Here is an 18,158-nt window from a genome sequence, read left to right on the forward strand (position 1 = left end):
CCTTCCAAAGGGGGGTGTAATCTGCGAGGCGATCTCATCATGCACCCGGAGGTCGCATGCCCCCCACGCGTGGCCGTCCCATCGCAGTGAAACTCCTCGTCCTCCTTCTCGTCCCTCTGATCTCCCTGGTGGGCCTGTGGGCGTTCGCCGCGGCCCTGACCGGCGGCGACGGCATGCGCCTGCTGGGCATCAGCGACCTGGCGACCAAGCTGGCCGACCCTTCGGAGCGGGTCAACATCGAGCTGCAGGACGAACGGCTGGCCTCCGCGGAGTTCCTGGTCACCGGCCAGGGCGCGAACAAGGTGGCCAGGCAGCGTGGTGACACGGACAAGGCCGTGGCCACGTTCCGCACGCTGTCCAAGACCCTGCGCGACCTGTCACCCGAGATGACCGCGCAGCTGACCGCGCTGAACGCCAAGCTCGACCATCTCGCGGACGTCCGCCGCGACGTGGACGCCACCACCGTCGCGCCGCTCGACGTGATCGACGCCTACAGCCAGATCGTGGACGCGTCCTTCCGCCTCTACGACGCCATGGTCCTGGTGCCCGACATGGCCCTCTACAAGCAGGCCAGGGCCGTGACCATGCTGGGCGAGGCCAAGGACGTGCTGTCCAGGGAGCGGGCCATGGTCTCGATCGTGCTGGCCAAGGGCAGGGTCGAACCCCGGGAACACGAGGCGTTCACGGGCCTGGTGGCCACCAGGCGGCTGCTGTTCTCCCAGGCGCTCTCGCACCTGGACTCCGGCCTGCGCAAGCCGTACGAGCGGATGGCCGCGTCACCGGTCTACAAGGAGTTCCTGGACGCCGAGGACGCCATCCGGGGCCAGGCGGTCACGAACGGCCTGCCCGCCACGGCCGCGACCTGGCCCATCGACGGCCAGAACCTGTGGGCGGCGGTCGAGCGCAACCAGGCCCTGGCCGTGCAGAGCCTCGTGCGGCGGGTGACGCCGACGGCCATCGGCATGCTGATCAAAGTCGGCGTGGCCGGCGGCGTGGGCCTGATAGCCGTCATCGCCTCGATCATGCTCTCGCTGCGCTTCCGCAAGCGGCTGGTGCGCGAGCTGGCCGGGCTCCGCGACGCCGCCACGGAGCTGGCCGAGGTGCGCCTGGCCGGCCTGGTCAGGCGGCTGCGCACGAACGCGGCCCCGCCCACCACCGAAGAGGTGGCCCCGATCGAGGTCAAGACCCGCACGTCCGAGATCCGCGACATCGTCCAGGCGTTCAACGACGTGCAGTCCACGGCGGTCGAGGCCGCGGTGAGCCAGGCCAGGCTCCGGCACGGCGTCAGCCAGGTCTTCGTGAACCTCGCGAGGCGCAACCAGTCGCTGCTCCACCGGCAGCTGCTCCAGCTCGACAGCATGGAGCGGGCAACGGAGGAGCCCGAGGCACTGGCGGACCTGTTCAAGCTCGACCACCTCACCACCCGCATGCGCAGGCACGCCGAGAGCCTCATCATTCTGTCGGACCAGGCTCCGGGCCGCGGCTGGCGCAACCCGGTGCCCATCCTCGACGTGCTGCGCGCCGCCGTGGCGGAGGTGGAGGAGTACGAGCGGATCGAGGTCATCCAGCCGCCGCCGATCGCACTGCTGGGTGCGGCGGTCACGGACGTGGCCCACATGGTGGCTGAGCTGATCGAGAACGCCACGCTTTTCTCGCCACCCCAGACCAGGGTGGACGTGCGCAGCGCGACCACGCCGCACGGCCTCATGATCGAGATCGAGGACCGCGGCCTCGGCCTGCCCCGCGCGGAGCTGGACGAGCTCAACGAGCGGCTGGCCAAGATGCCGGAGTTCGACCTGGCGCAGAGCGACCGGCTCGGCCTGTTCGTGGTGGGCAGGCTCGCGGCCAGGCACGGCATCAAGGTCACTCTCGCGCCCTCCCCGTACGGCGGCCTGACCGCGATGGTCGCCCTGCCCGTGTCGATCCTGGCCGATCAGCCGGTCATGAGCGGGCGTTAGCCGCTACGGCAGGACCTGGAGCAGCGCCCGGTTCCTGGCCTTGGTCGGTTCGGCGATCCGCTGGACCGGCTGTCCCTCGCTGTCGAGCACGACCAGCGAGTTGTGCGCGGGGTCGCCGGTCCCGGACTGGCCGCGCGTGCCGGCCGTACGCACCACCAGGCGGCCGTCCGGCAAGTAGAAGGCGCCGAGCTGCTTGCCCTTGACCTCCGGCCGCTGCCTCTTGCCCGTCTCGATGTCGAGCACGACCGGCTTGAACGAGGCGGGCCAGGTCCCGTCGCCGAGCGTCTCCGGGCTGTCCGGGAACGAGACGACCGCCTTGCTGCCGTCGGGCGACAGGCTCTGCACATGGTTGATGTACTTGACACCCTTGGCCGGGACGGTCTTGCCGGTCTTGGCGTTGAGCCGGTAGAGGCCGTCGCCCTGAGTGTTGTAGCCGGCGAGGTAGCGGCCGTTGGCCGACCAGGCGAGGTGGCAGACGCCCGGGGACGTGCCCAGCTTGCGCGGAGGAGCGCTGGCGTCGGCCTTGGCGGACATGATCGCGTCGCCCTGGGCCGGGTAGGCCACCCTGCTCGAGTCGGCGGACCAGACCGGGGTCAGGCACGGCGTGCCGCCCTGGAGCCCGCTCACGAGCGTGGTGGTCTTGCCGCCCTGCCTGACCTGGAGCTCACCGTTTTCGGTCACCCAGGCCGCCTTCGTGCCGTCGGGCGACGCGGCGAACTGCGGCGTGGCACCGATCTCGGCGAGCGTGCTCCACTCGCCGTTCGCGTACCGGGTGAGCTGATTTCCGATGCCGGCGTAGACGGCGCCCGACAGATCGGGCGTGGGCGCTGCCGACGCCGGCGACGCTGCCGACGAGAACACCAGAACGGCGCCAAGAGCGACGCCGGTCACAACGTGTGTCTTCATGGCTACACATCGTGCCTGGAAGTCTCTTAAAGACGCAGGAACGGCTCGCCGAAATGAGCGGTGGCGAGAATTGCCTGCTGGGCCCTGAGCGTACTGAGCACCTCGGCGCGGGTGCGCGCGGCCGTCTCCTGGTCGTCGTCGTAGACGTACCGGATGGCCGGGTCGTCGAGCTGCACGGGGTGGAGCACGAGGTCTCCGGTCATGGCCACCTCTCCGACCCTGGCGATCTGGTGGCCGGGGGTGTGGCCGGGCGCGAGGTGCACGTGGACTCCCGGCGAGACCTCGGCATCGCCCTCGACCGCATGCAACTGGCCCTTGATCGGGGTCACCAGCCGGTCGAGCACCGGACCGCGTGCGGCGTCCAGCTCGGCCTGCTGGAGCACGTATCGCGCGTTCTCGAACGCCGCCCTGCCGTCCGTCACCACGCCGCTGGCGTGGTCACTGTGCAGGTGGGTGAGTACGACGGTGCCGATCTCGGCGGGCGCGACACCCGCGGCTGCCAGCTCACCGGCCAGCGTTCCGGGGACCGGCGCCCAGCTCGCGGCCGGTGAATCCGCGCCACCGATGCCGGTGTCGACGAGGGTCAGCCGACCGGCCGCGTCACGGATCAGATAACAGTGGAAGTGCAGGACCCACTGCTCGTCCTGGAGTCCGGAACCGGGGAACATCTCGGCGAGCGGGCGGCGGATCGCCGCTCCCATGGGGCCCACGGCGTCGCAGAGCGGTGTCACCTCGACGCCGGAGACGGTTATAGGTCTATGTGGCACTCGCCCAGATTAGGCGGCTACGGGCTGGGGCGGTACGAACTCGTTCTCGATGTCGGCGGCGTAGACGGCGCGGCAGCAGTGCGAGCACCTGTACATGATCGGGCCTTCGTCGAGCTCGTGGTGGCACTGCGGGCAGTGGTTGACGGTCTTCATGGTGCTCCCCCAAGGAGTGCTGTTTGTCCTATGGAACCCTCACCGGGTTGCAGGGGTCCTGCATGTCACTTGACACGATGACGCTGCGTCGATGGGGGCTCTGTGCCCTCGGCTACACCGGGCGCGGTAATTTTCCTCGCAGTACGGTGCCGAGAAGAACATTGTCACGCGCCCCGTCTCGTGTCCGTGGGAGAAACTCCGAGAACGGCCCGGGAATAGCCCAAGAGGGCTAGGCGTTTACTGGGCCAGATGGTGTGGTATCTTGCCACCAAGCGTTGAGCTTCCGCTCCGCTGGTTCTTCATCTGAGTCTCGTCCCGCCTTCTCGCGGGGCCCGGCTTCCTTTTCATCACCGCGCCCGGCCTGGCCCGGCGCGTCTCCCTCAAGGGGTTTCACCATGTCTGTACACATTCCTGAACAGCGTGCGGACGTGCCTGTCCGCCAGGTTGAGGGCCTCCTGGACGTACGCGACAAGTCCGCGTTCATCCGGGGCGGCCACCTGCCCGGCCCCGGCGACGTCCGCCTTCCGCCCGACAAGGTACGGCAGTTCGACCTGCGGCCCGGCGACCACGTCGTCGCGTCGTTCGCCGGCAACAAGCTCGCCGGCGTCACGTCCGTCAACGGCATGGCGCAGTGGCGCGATCGGCCCCGGTTCGCCGAGCTGACACCTGTACATCCGACCGAGCGGCTCAACATCGAGACCGAGTCGCTCAGCACGCGCGTCGTCGACCTCTTCGCTCCTATCGGCAAGGGTCAGCGCGGCCTCATCGTCGCGCCGCCCAAGGCCGGCAAGACCATGGTCCTGCAGGCCCTGGCCGCCGGGATCACCCGCAACCACCCCGAGGTGCACCTCATGGTGGTCCTCGTGGGCGAGCGGCCCGAGGAGGTCACCGAGATGCGCGCCACGATCTCCGGCGAGATCTTCTACTCGACCTTCGACCACCCCGACCGCGACCACGCCGCCGTCGCCGAGCTGGCCATCGAACGGGCCAAGCGGCTCGTGGAGTCCGGACAGGACGTCGTGCTGCTGCTCGACTCGCTGACGCGGCTGGGGCGGGCGTACAACAACCTCGCTCCCAGCGGCGGCCGGGTCCTCACCGGCGGCATCGACGCCGGGGCCCTGTACCCGCCCAAGCGCTTCTTCGGCGCCGCCCGCAACGTCGAGGGCGGCGGCTCCCTCACCATCCTCGCCACCGCGCTGGTGGACACGGGGTCGCGGATGGACAACAACCTGTACGAGGAGTTCAAGGGGACGGGGAACATGGAGCTGCACCTCGTCCGCGAGCTGGCCGAACGCCGGCTGTTCCCGGCCGTGGACCTGGACGCCTCCGGGACGCGGCGGGAGGAGATCCTGCTGCACTCGGAGGAACGGCAGGTGGTGTGGCGGCTGCGCCGGATGCTCACGGGGCTGGAGAAGCAGCAAGGGCTCGAGGTCCTTATAGGCAAGCTCCGCTCCACCCCCTCCAACGCCGCCTTCCTCCTCGAAGCCGCCGCCGCCTGACCCCCGTGCCCTGCTCCCCCTTACGGCCCCCGATTTCCCGCCCCACGATCCACGGCCCCCGCTTACGGCCTTCGCGCCCACGTCCGACGGGCTCCGGCTATCACGGCCTCCGCGCTCCCGATGGGCTTCGGTCTTCACGACGCCCACGGCCTCCGGCTATCACGGCCTTTGCGCTCACGCCCGACAGGCTTCGGCCTCATGGCGCCCACGGCCTCCGGCTTCTCGCACCGGCGCCTCACGGCCTCCGCTCTCCGCGCTCCTCACGGCGTGCAAACCGAAGGCGGCGCCCCCAACGGCGCCCGCACCGCACGCCGACGGCGCATCGTGAGTGCGATGACGCATCGGAGGCGCAACGGTCGCACCATCGGCGCGATAGGCGCTTCGTCGGCGCGACGGCAGTCAGGAGCGCGAACCGCATCACGGGATGCGGGCAGGCATCGTCGGGGCCCGAGCTCGTATCGACGCGCCGCTCCGACGAACGCATGCCTCAGGCGCCCCGACGTGCACCCCGAGGAGCACACCCGCCCGGACCCTTGGCGCGCCGCGTCGGCGAGGTGGTGTGCGGCGGAGCCCGGCGCAACGCGTGCTGCGCCCCGGCCACCCGCCCGCATCGACGCACCATCGCAGGCGAACGCCGCACCGCAACCCACCCACCGACACGGCGGCCTCCGGGCGCGCTCCCGCGGCCAGGCCGCACGAGCGCTCAGCGGCGACGCCACGAACCCGCTCCATGCGCCCCCCACGACGGGCCTCGGCCGCCGCCTCAAGGGCACCCGACCCGCGGTAACCCCCGTCGGGAAGGGTCCCCGGGTGGTGGACGAGAATGGGCGGCATGCTGGCCGACATCGTCGAATTCCTCGTCTGCCCCGTCTGCCGAGCCGGTGTGCGGCTCGACGCCGACGCGCTGCGGTGCGCCAACGGGCATGCGTTCGACGTGGCCAAGCAGGGCTACGTCAGCCTCCTTGTAGGCAACAAACCCCCGGGAACGGCCGACAGCGCCGAGATGGTGGCCGCGAGGGCACGATTTCTCGACGCAGGTCACTACGCACCGCTGCAAGATGCAGTGGCAGAAACCGTACGAAAGTACGCATGCGGCAAGAACGTTCCAGCCAAACGTGAGTACTCCACCGAAACGAATGACGGCAAGGAGTTGAGGGCGTACCGTGGGGCGGGAGTGGAGGCCGGTTACGGCGCAGGACCAGGAGGTCTCGCGTACGGGCCGGAAATAGCAGACGGTCGTCGCGCGGAGGGTAGGGCCGCGCCGTTGATCGTCGACGCGGGCGCGGGCACCGGACACTATCTGGCGGCCGCGCTCAACGCGGTTAACGATGGCATCGGGATGGCGTTCGATGTGTCGAAGCACGCTGTGCGCCGGGCGGCGCGGGTGCATCCCAGGGCAGGGGCGTTCGTGGCCGACGTGTGGCGCCCGCTCCCCATCAGGGACGGGGTGGCCGATGTGGTGATCGACGTGTTCGCGCCCAGGAACGGGCCCGAGTTCGGGAGGATCCTGCGGCCCGGCGGCGTCGCTCTGGTCGTGACCCCGGCCGGGCGTCACCTGCGCCCGCTCGTCGAGGAGCTCGGCCTGCTCTCCGTGGATGAGGAGAAGGAACGCAGGCTGGCGCGCAGCCTGGAGGGCTTCGCCGAGTCGGAGCGGCGCTCGATCGAATTCGAGATGGAGCTGGGGCATGACGACATTGCGCAGGTAGTCGGGATGGGCCCAAGTGCGTGGCATACCGACCCGGGCGAGCTAACTGAGCGAATCGCGGCATTTGTCTACCGGAATGTCGCGAAAAGACAGCAAAAAGTAGTTACGCAAGCGTCGTTTCATCTGTCTATCTTCGAGCCCGCAACCTGATCAAGACCTGTTCCTTGACGGGCATGTGCGACTGGTGTTACTGATGGGGCATTTAGTCCGAAATTCCCCCACATTCCCCGAGTATTTCCCCGGCACAGGCGCAATACTGGACGACATCCCTCGCCCGGAGGTGGGGGGCATCAAAGGGAGGGGGCGCGCCGGATGAAGGCGGAGGAACGCTGGCAGGCCAGGTTCCGGGCGTCGCGCATGACGCTGCCGTCCTGGGCGCGCCAGGCCCCGAACCGCTCCATCTACCGCTCCAACGCCACCGGTACGTGGGAGGTCTACGCCTGGGACCGCGTGACCGGCGCCACCCGGCAGGTCACCGACCGCCCCAAGGGCACCGCGTACGCGGCCATCGACCCCAACGGCCAGTGGATCTACTGGTTCGCCGACACCGACGGCGACGAGTTCGGCGTGTGGTGGCGCCAGCCGTTCAACGGCGGCCCCAACGAGCCGGTCGCCCCCGACCTGCCGCCGGGCCAGCCCGGCGGCATCGCCCTGTCCACGACGGGCACCGCAGCGATCACCCTGGCCAGCGAGGGCAGGTTCCGGGTCTATCTCGTACGCGACGGCGAGCCGGCCAGGCTCCTGTACGAGCACACCGAGGCCGCCTGGGTCGCCGACATGTCCCTCGACGGGTCACTTATCGCGATAAATCACGGCGAGTACGGCGACTTCCGCCACCCGGCCCTCCGCGTCGTCCGCCAGAACGGCAACACCGTGGGCGAGCTGTACGACGGCCCCACCAAGGGCGTCACCGGCCTCAGATTCGCCCCGGTCGTCGGCGACCGCCGCCTGCTCGCCCTGCACGAGCGCCGCGAGCGCCACGAGCCCCTGGTCTGGGACCCGGTGACCGGCGAGCAGCGCGAGATCTGGCTCAAGGACTCCGGCGACCTCGACGCCGACTGGTACGACGACGGCCGCGGCCTGCTCATCCTTCGCGACCACCGCGCCCGCAGCTACCTGCACCGCTACGACCTCGCGGGCGGCGGCCTGAGCCCCATCGAGACGCCGCACGGCGTGATCGACGAGGCGGCTCCCCGCCCCGGCGGCCACGTCGAGTACTCCTGGTCCAGCGCCTCGCGCCCGCCGATCATCCGGTCCACCAACGGCCAGGTCGTGGTCAATCCGAGCGGCCCGCCCGCCCCGCCGAGCGTCCCCGTCGAGGACATCGACGTCGAGGGCGAGGGCGGCCGCATCCACGCGCTGGTCTCCAAGCCCGAGGTGGGCGTCACCCCGTACCCCACGGTCTTCCTGCTGCACGGCGGCCCGACGGCGCACGACCGCGACGCGTTCTCGCCCGAGGCCGCCGCGTGGGTGGACGCGGGGTTCGCGGTGGTGCGGGTCAACTACCGGGGCTCGACCGGGTACGGCTCCGCCTGGCGCGACGCGCTGCACGGCGACGTCGGGCACATCGAGCTGGCCGACGTGGCCGCCGTACGCCAGAGCGTGATCGATCGCGGCATCGCCGACGAGCACAAGATCGTGCTGGCCGGCTCGGGGTGGGGCGGCTACCTCACGCTGCTCGGCCTCGGCACGCAGCCGGACCTGTGGGCGGCCGGCGTCGCGGCGGCGCCGATCGCCTGCCACCAGACCGCGTACGAGGACGAGGCGGAGAGCCTGCGCGCCTACCACCGCGCGCTGCTCGGCGGCTCGCCCGACGAGCAGCCCGAGCGGTATGCGGCCAGCTCCCCCATCACCTACGTCGACCAGGTCAAGAGCCCGCTGCTGATCCTCGCGGGCGAGGACGACACGCGCTGCCCGCTGCGCCAGATCGAGAAGTACGTGGCCAAGCTCGCCGAGCATGGGCGCGACTACGAGCTCTACACCTACGACGCCATCCGCGGCTCGCTCGTGGTCTCCGAGCGGATGGCGCAGCTCGCGCTCCAGCTCGATTTCGCCAGAAAGCACGTAAATCCACAGTGAGACTTGACACACTGTAAGAAGCTGGCTGACCGGTTGACTTGACCGTCGGTCGATCCCGTTGACAGCATGCGCCCACGCTGTCACAGGGAGGCGTCATTGAGCAGCGGGCTAGCGGGCGCGCAGCACCACGATCGCCAGGTCGTCCTGGCTCGGCTCCGAGGCGAAGTCGGCCGCGCCCCTGCGGATGCGCTCCGCCACCGCCCTGGCCGACAACCCCGCGCACTCGGCCAGCAGCTTGGCCAGTCCGCCGTCGTCGTCGAGCAGCCGGCCGCCCGAGCGCCGCTCCGTCACCCCGTCGGTCACGGCCAAGAGCACGTCGCCGTGGTCCAGGTGCACGGTGTCGGCCTCGAACACGACCTCGTGGAAGACCCCCAGCAACGACTGCGGCGTCGTGACCGTCTCGACCTTGCCGCTGGGCTTGAGCCGCAGCGCCTCGGGGTGTCCGGCCGAGACCAGGCGCACTTCGAGGCCGGTCTCCACGGGCGTGATGTCGCCGTGCAGCAGCGTGAGGAACCTGGCGCGCTCGCCCTCCTCCAGGATCGCCTGGTTGAGCCGCCCGAGCACCGCCGCGACGCCGTACCCCTCGCGGGCCAGCAGCCGCAGCGTGTGGCGGGCCAGCCCGGTCACGGCGGCGGCCTCAGGGCCGGTGCCGCAAACGTCGCCGATCGCGAACCGCCAGGAGTCGTCCCCCGACTTGAACAGATCGTAGAAGTCGCCGCCGACCTCGTTGAGCTCGCCGGCCGGCTCGTAGATGACGCCGTAGTCGAGCCCGGGGACCTCGGGCTCGTTGGGCGGCAGCAGGCTGCGCTGGAGCGCCCGGTTGGCGGCGGCCTGCTGGGCGTAGAGCCTTGCGTTGTCCATGGCCAGCGCGGCACGCCTGCCGATGTCCTCGGCGAACTGGATGACCTCGTCGGGGAAGCGGTCAGGCCGGCCCAGGCACATCATGCCGAGGCCGCGCCCGCGCGCCATGAGCGGCACGGCGAGCACCTGCGAGTCGGCCAGGTGGATGGCCGAGGTCACCCTGGTGTCGGCCGCGGAGACATCCATGTCGGCGAGCTGCTCGCGCAGGCCGTCGATCCTGGCCTCGTCGGCATGCCAGAGGTAGACCAACCGCAGCGGCCCGACGGAGTTGTCGGCGGTGTAGACGGCGCACCAGCTCGACAACCGCGGCACCACGACCTGGGCGATGATCGCCGGAACCATGTCGGGGTCGAGCGTGCCCGCGAGCAGGTCGCTGGCGTCGGCCAGGAACCCGAGCCAATGCGGCCCTCTGGAGCTCTCCTCCAGCCATTCGGCTGCCACCCTGTCCGCGGAGCCAGGTAGCGTGAGCCTAGCCCAATGGACACGGGAATCGCCCGTGAAGGTGACGCCCCACTCTTCGACATTCGCGGAAGGAGCTTTTGGATCACCCTGGGAAAGGTTTCGCTGCCTCAACTCAACCTGTACAGCATCTCCGAAATGCTTCCAAATCACCTCAAACGGCTCATCGGCGACCTGTTCGGCCAAGTCTCCCGCGACTTGCTCGGCGGTATGGAGCACGCCGCCGGTGGCCCACGCGGTCATCACCTCGCGCGTGAACCTCATCGCAGCCGTCACAGCGGTCTCGCCCGGCGCGAAGGTCGCAGCGAGCACCGCATGGGGAGAACCAGTCATCTCAACGTGCCTACCACACTTCCAGGTGAGTTGGGGTAAATCCAAGGACAGGACTACGAGCTACTCATCGTGACAGACTTGAATCACTCGCCGGAGCACGCCGCGAGTGAAGGAGGCCCCATGACCACGGCCAAGGCCACGCCAACCCCGGAGGAGAGGACCTACACCGAGTCGGATCTCGTGCCCATCCTTGAGACACTTTTCTCTTGGCGTGATGGCGATTTCCGGCGTCGTGTTCCTCATGCGCCTCCCGGGATCCTCAGCGAGGTCCGGCTGCTGCTCAACGAAGTGGCCGACCGCCGGGAGCATCTGGCCAACGAGCTGGTGCGCGTTCGTAAAGAAGTCGTCAAAGAAGGCCGATTCGGGGAGCGGCTGACCCCTGGTCCCGGCGTCGGCGCGTGGGCGGAGAGCGTCGAGTCGGTCAACCAGCTGATCGACGCCCTGGTGAGCCCAGTGAGCGGCGCGGCCGACGTGATCGACGCGGTCGCCAAGGGCGACCTGTCGCGCCGGATCGACCTCGACCGGTCGGCCAGGGGCGAGGTGCGGCGCCTGGGCAAGGCCATCAACGGCATGGTCGACCAGCTCGCGCTGTTCAACGGCGAGGTGACCAGGGTGGCGCGCGAGGCCGGCACGGAGGGCCGGCTGGGCGGCAGCGCCAACCTGCGCGGCATGTCGGGGAGCTGGCGCGACCTCACCGAGGCCGTCAACACGATGTCGTCCCGCGTGGCCGCGCAGGTGCGCGACATCGCCGTGGTGACCACCGCGGTGGCCAAGGGCGACCTGAGCCGCAAGGTGACGGTCGACGCCGTGGGCGAGATGTTCGAGCTGAAGAACACCGTCAACACGATGGTCGACCAGCTGTCCGGCTTCGCCGAGGAGGTCACCCGAGTCGCCCGCGAGGTGGGCACCGAAGGACAACTCGGCGGCCAGGCGCAGGTGACCGGCGTGTCGGGCGTCTGGAAGGACCTCACCGACAACGTCAACTTCATGGCCAACAACCTGACCTCCCAGGTGCGCAGCATCGCGACCGTGGCGACGGCGGTGGCCCAGGGCAACCTGTCGAAGAAGATCACCGTCGACGCGCAGGGCGAGATCCTCCAGCTCAAGGACACCCTCAACACGATGGTGGACCAGCTGTCCTCCTTCGCCGACGAGGTCACCCGAGTCGCCCGCGAGGTGGGCACCGAGGGCAAGCTGGGCGGCCGGGCCGAGGTGAAGGGCGTGTCGGGGGTCTGGAAGGACCTGACGGACAACGTCAACTCGATGGCCAACAACCTGACGTACCAGGTGCGCAACATCGCCCAGGTGACCACGGCCGTGGCCAACGGCGACCTCACCCGCAAGATCGACGTGGACGCCCAGGGCGAGATCCTCGAGCTCAAGTCGACCATGAACACGATGGTCGAGCAGCTGTCGTCGTTCGCCTCCGAGGTGACCCGAGTCGCCCGCGAGGTGGGCACCGAGGGCCAGCTTGGCGGCCAGGCGCAGGTGCGCGGCGTGTCCGGGGTCTGGAAGGACCTGACGGACAACGTCAACTCCATGGCCAACAACCTGACCTCTCAGGTGCGCCAGATCGCGGCCGTGTCGTCCGCGGTGGCGCAGGGCAACCTGTCGAAGAAGATCACCGTTGACGCGCAGGGCGAGATCCTCCAGCTCAAGGACACCCTCAACACGATGGTGGACCAGCTGTCCTCCTTCGCCGACGAGGTGACCCGAGTCGCCCGCGAGGTCGGCACGCAGGGGCAGCTCGGCGGCCAGGCCCGGGTGACCGGCGTGTCGGGCGTCTGGAAGGACCTCACCGACAACGTCAACTTCATGGCCAACAACCTGACCTCCCAGGTGCGTAACATCGCCGAGGTCACCACTGCCGTGGCCAACGGCGACCTCACCCGCAAGATCGACGTGGACGCCCAGGGCGAGATCCTGGCGCTGAAGACCACCATCAACCGCATGGTGGACCAGCTGTCGTCGTTCGCCTCCGAGGTGACCCGAGTCGCCCGAGAGGTGGGCTCCGAGGGGCAGCTTGGCGGCCAGGCGCGGGTCGAGGGCGTCGAGGGCACGTGGAAGCGGCTCACCGAGAGCGTCAACGAGCTGGCCGGAAACCTCACCACCCAGGTGCGCGCCATCGCGACCGTGACCAGCGCCGTGGCCCGCGGTGACCTGACCCGCTCGATCGCCGTCGAGGCGAAGGGCGAGCTGGCGGAGCTGAAGGACAACATCAACTCGATGGTGGCCAACCTCCGCGAGACCACGCAGGCCAACCAGGAGCAAGACTGGCTCAAGTCCAACCTGGCCCGCATCTCCAGGCTGATGCAGGGCCACCGCGACCTGCTCGAGGTGGCCAAGCTGACGATGAGCGAGCTGACACCGCTGGTCTCGGCCCGCTACGGCGCCTTCTACAGCATCGATCCCGAGGGCGACCACGAGCTGTTGCTGATCGGCGGGTACGGCGTGCGCCCCGACCGGGGGCCGCGCCAGCGCTTCGCGATCGGCGAGGGCATCGTCGGTCAGGCGGCGGCCGAAGGCCGGCACATCATGCTCGACGACGTGCCGCCGCAGTTCATCACCATCGACAGCGGACTCAGCCAGTCCACGCCCGCGCAGATCGTGGTGCTGCCGATCCTGTTCGAGAGCCGGGTGCTCGGCGTGCTGGAGCTGGCCTCGTTCACGCCGTTCGGCGAGGTGCACCTCGACTTCCTGCGCCAGCTCGTCGAGACCATCGGTGTCACGATGAACACGATCATCGCCAACTCCCGCACCGAGGACCTGCTCACCGAGTCGCAGCGGCTTACCCGGGAGCTGCAGGAGCGCTCCGACGAGCTGCAGCGCCAGCAGGAGGAGCTGCGCAGGTCGAACGCCGAGCTGGAGGACAAGGCGGCCCTGCTGGCCAAGCAGAACCGCGCGATCGAGATCCAGAACTTCCAGATCGAGCAGGCACGCCGCACGCTGGAGGAGCGCGCCGAGCAGCTCGCGGTGTCCTCGCGTTACAAGTCCGAGTTCCTCGCGAACATGTCCCACGAGCTGCGCACACCGCTCAACAGCCTGCTGGTGCTGGCCAAGCTGCTGACCGAGAACGCCGAGGGCAACCTGACCTCGCAGCAGGTGGAGTTCGCCCGTACGATCCACAGCGCGGGCTCGGCGCTGCTCCAGCTGATCAACGACATGCTCGACCTGTCCAAGGTCGAGGCGGGCCGGATGGACATCCACCCGATCCAGGTGTCGCTGCCGAAGATGGTCGACCTGCTGGAGGCCGCGTTCGCACCGCTGGCGCAGGACAAGGGGCTGTCGTTCAACGTCGACGTCGAGTCCGACGTGCCGCAGGAGCTGCGCGCCGACGAGCAGCGCCTGCAGCAGGTGCTTCGTAACCTGCTCTCCAACGCGGTGAAGTTCACGCCGCGGGGCGAGGTGAAACTGCGCGTCTCGATGGCACCGCCCGGAGTCGACTTCGACGACGACAGCCTGCACGAGGCCGCCGACCTGCTGGCCTTCCAGGTGATCGACAGCGGCATCGGCATCGCGCCCGACAAGCGGGACGTCATCTTCGAGGCGTTCAGGCAGGCCGACGGCACCACGAGCCGCAAGTACGGCGGCACGGGCCTGGGTCTCGCGATCTGCCGTGACATCGCCAGGCTGCTCGGCGGGGAGATCCACGTCGACAGCGAGCTGGGCAAGGGCAGCACGTTCGTCCTCTACCTGCCGGCCTCGTACACCGGCCCGCTGGCCGTAACCGAGAGCGGCGGGACGCGGCGGCAGTTGCTGACGGCGCCGGCGGAGGAGGCGGCCGCGACGGCCTCGGTCGAGCCGCCGCTGCCGCTCGACCTGCCGATGCCGGAGCTGGTCGAGCCGCCGCTGGAGACGCCGGTCCAGTGGCAGGGCGACGACCCGCTCAGCGGCGCCAAGATCCTCATCGTGGACGACGACATCCGAAACGTCTTCGCGTTGACCAGCGTCTTGGAGCGACACGGCTCCACAGTCGTCTACGCTGAAAACGGTCGGGAGGGGATCGAGCAGCTCGAACGGAACGAGGACGTCGCGCTCGTGCTGATGGACATCATGATGCCGGAGATGGACGGCTGGGCCACGACCTCGGCCATCCGGCGCATGCCCCAGTTCGCCGACCTGCCGATCATCGCGCTGACCGCCAAGGTCATGCGGGGCGACCGCGAGAAGAGCATCGCCTCGGGCGCGTCCGACTACGTACCCAAGCCGGTCGACGTGGACCGTCTGCTCGAACGGCTGCGTGGCTGGCTCAGCCGCGGGCGCGCGTCCACGCCCGACTCAACAGCCACAGCAGCCGAAGGGTCGTGATCGATGCCGGATCGAGCCAAGATCCTCCTCGTTGACGACCGCGAGGAGAACCTGATCGCTCTCGAAGCCATCCTCAGCTCGCTCGACCTGGTGCCGGTGCGCGCCCGGTCGGGCGAGGAGGCGCTCAAGGCGCTGCTCAACACCGAGTTCGCGCTGATCCTGCTGGACGTGCGCATGCCTGGCATGGACGGCTTCGAGACGGCCGCGCACATCAAGCGGCGGGAGCGGACCAGGAACATCCCGATCATCTTCCTGACCGTCGTGGACAGCGCGCCCGACTACGCCTTCCGCGGCTACGCGGCCGGGGCGGTCGACTACCTGACCAAGCCCTTCGACCCCTGGGTGCTGCGGGCGAAGGTGTCGGTGTTCGCGGAGCTGTACAACATGAACAAGCGGCTGGCCGAGCAGGCGTCCATGCTCCGCGACCGCCTGAGCAGCGAACTGCCGCCCGGGGTCGGGGATCACGCGTCGGTGCTGCCCGAGCTGTCGCGGCGGCTTACGGCCGTGGAGGACGAGCTGGCCCGGGTACGGGAGCTGGCCCGCAAGACCCAGGACCCGGCACTCGCCTCACCCCTGACCGACCTGACGGATCGGCTCACCCACCTCCGCGCCGGCTTCGACGCCTTGTCCTGACCTCCCCCACTCCCAGGCACCTGCGCGTCCGTACCGGCGCACCGCGTGCGAGGGCGTCGTCACGCGACGGCGCTGCAAGACGGCCCCCAGCGCCGCGACCACCGGGCGCCGGGTCGGCGAGACGGCGCGCGGCGGCACCCGGCGCAACGCGAACGGAGCCCGAGGTGGGCATCAAGGCGGCGGCACCGCCGGAGGGCGGCGTAAGCAGAGGGCGGCCTGGTCGGAATCGCCGTAACCGGGAATCCGTACCGCCGGGAGATGGTGAAGAGGGCCGAAGGCGGGTCAGTGGCGGGCGCGTTCCAAAGCATCCCAGAAGCCACGCCGCAGCGCGTGCCGTACCTCGTCGTGCAGCAGGAAGTCGATCGGCAGAGAAGACCCCTGCAACAGCCGTGCCTCAAGATCGGAGGGCATGCGCGGCTTGCGCGCCAGCACGGCCTCCAGCCACAGCGCGGGCGCGTCGCGGGCGACGGACTCGCCGAAGTCGTGCCCCTCCCGATGGGCGGACTTGACCGCGTCCGCCAGCGTGGTGGCGCCGGCCGTGGCGGCGGGCGGCGGGTTGACGGGCGCGGGCTGCGGCCCCGTGTACGGCCCGAGTTGCGAAGGCTGGTACGCCCCGCTGGACGGCGCGGCGAACTGCCCGGTGCTGGCCGACTGCGACTGCGACTGGATGGACCCGGTGACGGGAGCCGACGACGGTGGCGTGGCCGGCGGCTGCTCGGGCTGGTAGCTCGAGTACGTCGGGAGCACGGGCGGCGTGGACGACTGCCCGCGACCGGACGACGATCCGTTGGACGAGGGCTGGGACGGCGTGGCGGAAGAGGAGCCGGCGGCGTGGCTGCCGCTGGAGGACGGCATCTGGGGCAGCGACGGGGGAAGGGACGGCTGGGCGGGCGGCAGCGAGTGGGCGGCCTGCCCGTTGCTGACCGGCTGGTGCCCGTTGGACGACTCGGTGGCCCCCGTGACCAGGTTGACGTAGGGGCGCAGATGTACGGCGCCCAGCTCGACCAGATCGTCGCACTCCTGCCGCAGCGAGCGAGACACGGCCCAGCCGCCCTCGGCCGCGACGTGGATCACGCTCACCCTGATGCCGAGATCCTGCGCGTCGCACACGACCTGCGCGAGATCCTCGTCGCCGCTCACTACCACCGCGTCGCAGATGGCGTTGTTGCGGGCGAGTGTCATCAGATCACGATGAACCTGGGCGTCGACACCCTCGCGCCGGCCCGGCCGGATGCGCGACAGTCTCAGCTTGAGGCCCGGTATGTCGGCCAGCGCGTCATGCTCCGGCGTGCGGCGGCCTTCGACAGTCGCCTCGTACCAGTAGCACCGGAGCAGCGGCAGGCCGGTGCGCTCGCGCGACAGGCCGGTCATCAGCTGGAGCAGCCCCGGATAGTCCCAGGCAACCGCTTCGCGATGACGTGTGCCGTGGACGGCCATCGCTCCGTCAGCCAGCAGATAGCCAGCGTCCACGAACAGCGCACAGCGATCCACTAGCACCGCCCCTTTCCTGGTGGTCCGACCTTGCTGGCTCTGCACCGTCAGAGACCGGACTCGGCGGCCCTCTCTCAGGGTAATGAAAGCGGGTGATCGCGCGGGGGTTAATCCAGACGATTCGGCACCCACCCGATAACCCACCGGGCCGACCAGGGAAACCGTACCAGTTTGTCCAGATTTTGGTCACGATCGCGCACGCACGCTCAACGCGGCCGCCCCGAACAGGACGACGTCCTTGTCCGTGGCGATCGTCAGCCCGGGATCCACCCCGAGCTCGGCGCTGACCGTGTCGACGTCGACACCGAACGTCATCTCCGCCGCGCCACTCGACGATTCGTCGAAGACGTTCGCGGGATCTCGATCACCGTTCGCTGGGGTGAGCGCGCCGGACCCGAGAGAGACCTTGTCGCCCCCGAGATCGGCGTCTCCCTCCCACGTCACCAGCTCGACCCTCGCGGGCGTGGCGGCCGGGCTCAGCCCGCCGAGCGGGAGGCGCAGCCGCCTGGCCGCGCCCCCGACCACGGCGGCCGCGTCGAGCACCACGGCCTGGCTGTACGGCTCCGCGGGATCCGTGACGATCACCAGCAGGCTCCACCCGGCATGCCTGGACACCCCTTCCTCCAGCGGCGCGTCGGCCGCCCACCAGGTGCCGTTCCTGCGGGAGGCGGCAACCAACTCGCTGATGTCTGCGTACGCCTGGTAGACGGGCCCCAGCGGCAGCTCGCGGACCGCGACGTCGCCGGGCTGGACCGTCACGTAGCCGCGCCGCCCCGGCGGCCGGATCTTGATGGCCCCGGCCTTCGCGGTGCTCGCGGACCAGTAGAGCCCGGCCCACACGACCTTGCTCCCCTTCGGCAGGGTCAGCTCGGCTCCGCTGGACGCGCCGGTGCGGGGGTCGTCGTCCCGGTACCTTGTCGTTCAGCGTGTAGACGGTGAAGCGGTAGTTGCCGCTCTCGCACGGAGGGTCGTAGCCCGCCTTGCCACTGGTCACCTTCGCCTGACC

12 protein-coding genes and 1 pseudogene are annotated in these 18,158 nt (G+C 69.7%); 7 read left to right on the forward strand and 6 right to left on the reverse strand.

Features of this window, described 5'->3' with window-relative positions:
* Positions 1–56 precede the first annotated feature (56 nt).
* On the forward strand, positions 57–1,958 hold the full coding sequence (locus AB0J09_RS13380) for a nitrate- and nitrite sensing domain-containing protein (protein ID WP_360689539.1): 1,902 nt from the start codon (positions 57–59) through the stop codon (positions 1,956–1,958).
* A gap of 3 nt (positions 1,959–1,961) precedes the next feature.
* On the opposite strand, the gene AB0J09_RS13385 is transcribed toward AB0J09_RS13380, so the two are convergent.
* Genes AB0J09_RS13385 through AB0J09_RS13395 form a run of 3 tightly spaced genes read right to left on the reverse strand, consistent with a single transcriptional unit; the run spans position 1,962 to position 3,784 of the window.
* Entirely contained in the window at positions 1,962–2,864 is a 903-nt protein-coding gene (locus tag AB0J09_RS13385) for a hypothetical protein (protein ID WP_360689540.1), read from the reverse strand.
* Between the two features lie 26 nt (positions 2,865–2,890).
* A complete protein-coding gene (locus AB0J09_RS13390) occupies positions 2,891–3,631 on the reverse strand; it encodes an MBL fold metallo-hydrolase (RefSeq protein WP_360689542.1) in 741 nt (246 codons plus the stop codon).
* Between the two features lie 9 nt (positions 3,632–3,640).
* The gene (locus tag AB0J09_RS13395; protein WP_360689544.1) at positions 3,641–3,784 is read right to left on the reverse strand and encodes a hypothetical protein; all 144 of its coding nucleotides are present in this window, start codon (positions 3,782–3,784) and stop codon (positions 3,641–3,643) included.
* Between the two features lie 443 nt (positions 3,785–4,227).
* Between AB0J09_RS13395 and rho the strand changes: the two are divergent.
* The 3 genes and pseudogenes from rho to AB0J09_RS13410 all read left to right on the forward strand — a co-directional run.
* Positions 4,228–5,283 (forward strand): annotated as a pseudogene (rho, locus tag AB0J09_RS13400) (transcription termination factor Rho); the annotation flags it as partial.
* Between the two features lie 832 nt (positions 5,284–6,115).
* Complete coding sequence (locus tag AB0J09_RS13405) at positions 6,116–7,138, forward strand: putative RNA methyltransferase (RefSeq protein ID WP_360689546.1); 1,023 nt, start codon at positions 6,116–6,118, stop codon at positions 7,136–7,138.
* Positions 7,139–7,300: 162 nt separating this feature from the next.
* Complete coding sequence (locus AB0J09_RS13410) at positions 7,301–9,067, forward strand: prolyl oligopeptidase family serine peptidase (protein ID WP_360689548.1); 1,767 nt, start codon at positions 7,301–7,303, stop codon at positions 9,065–9,067.
* A gap of 108 nt (positions 9,068–9,175) precedes the next feature.
* Here the strand turns inward: AB0J09_RS13410 and AB0J09_RS13415 are convergent, their stop codons facing one another.
* Positions 9,176–10,369 (reverse strand): SpoIIE family protein phosphatase, encoded by a 1,194-nt coding sequence (locus tag AB0J09_RS13415; protein WP_360689550.1) that lies wholly within the window; start codon positions 10,367–10,369, stop codon positions 9,176–9,178.
* Between the two features lie 36 nt (positions 10,370–10,405).
* Between AB0J09_RS13415 and AB0J09_RS13420 the strand changes: the two genes are divergently transcribed.
* The 3 genes from AB0J09_RS13420 (at position 10,406) to AB0J09_RS13430 (ending at position 15,661) form a co-directional block, all read left to right on the forward strand.
* Positions 10,406–10,759 carry a hypothetical protein gene (locus AB0J09_RS13420; protein WP_360689552.1) on the forward strand — a complete coding sequence of 118 codons (354 nt, stop codon included), beginning with the start codon at positions 10,406–10,408 and terminating at the stop codon, positions 10,757–10,759.
* 81 nt (positions 10,760–10,840) lie between these two features.
* Positions 10,841–15,028, forward strand: coding sequence for a HAMP domain-containing protein (locus AB0J09_RS13425; protein ID WP_360689554.1), 4,188 nt, complete (start codon positions 10,841–10,843; stop codon positions 15,026–15,028).
* A gap of 3 nt (positions 15,029–15,031) precedes the next feature.
* Positions 15,032–15,661 carry a response regulator gene (locus AB0J09_RS13430; RefSeq protein WP_360689556.1) on the forward strand — a complete coding sequence of 210 codons (630 nt, stop codon included), beginning with the start codon at positions 15,032–15,034 and terminating at the stop codon, positions 15,659–15,661.
* 282 nt (positions 15,662–15,943) lie between these two features.
* Here AB0J09_RS13430 and AB0J09_RS13435 read toward each other — a convergent pair whose 3' ends face one another.
* Complete coding sequence (locus AB0J09_RS13435) at positions 15,944–17,152, reverse strand: NYN domain-containing protein (RefSeq protein WP_360689560.1); 1,209 nt, start codon at positions 17,150–17,152, stop codon at positions 15,944–15,946.
* Between the two features lie 186 nt (positions 17,153–17,338).
* Positions 17,339–17,992 carry a hypothetical protein gene (locus tag AB0J09_RS13440; protein ID WP_360689558.1) on the reverse strand — a complete coding sequence of 218 codons (654 nt, stop codon included), beginning with the start codon at positions 17,990–17,992 and terminating at the stop codon, positions 17,339–17,341.
* Positions 17,993–18,158: the final 166 nt, after the last annotated feature.

It is taken from the genome of Nonomuraea sp. NPDC049784 (assembly GCF_040659615.1).
GTDB lineage: Bacteria > Actinomycetota > Actinomycetes > Streptosporangiales > Streptosporangiaceae > Nonomuraea.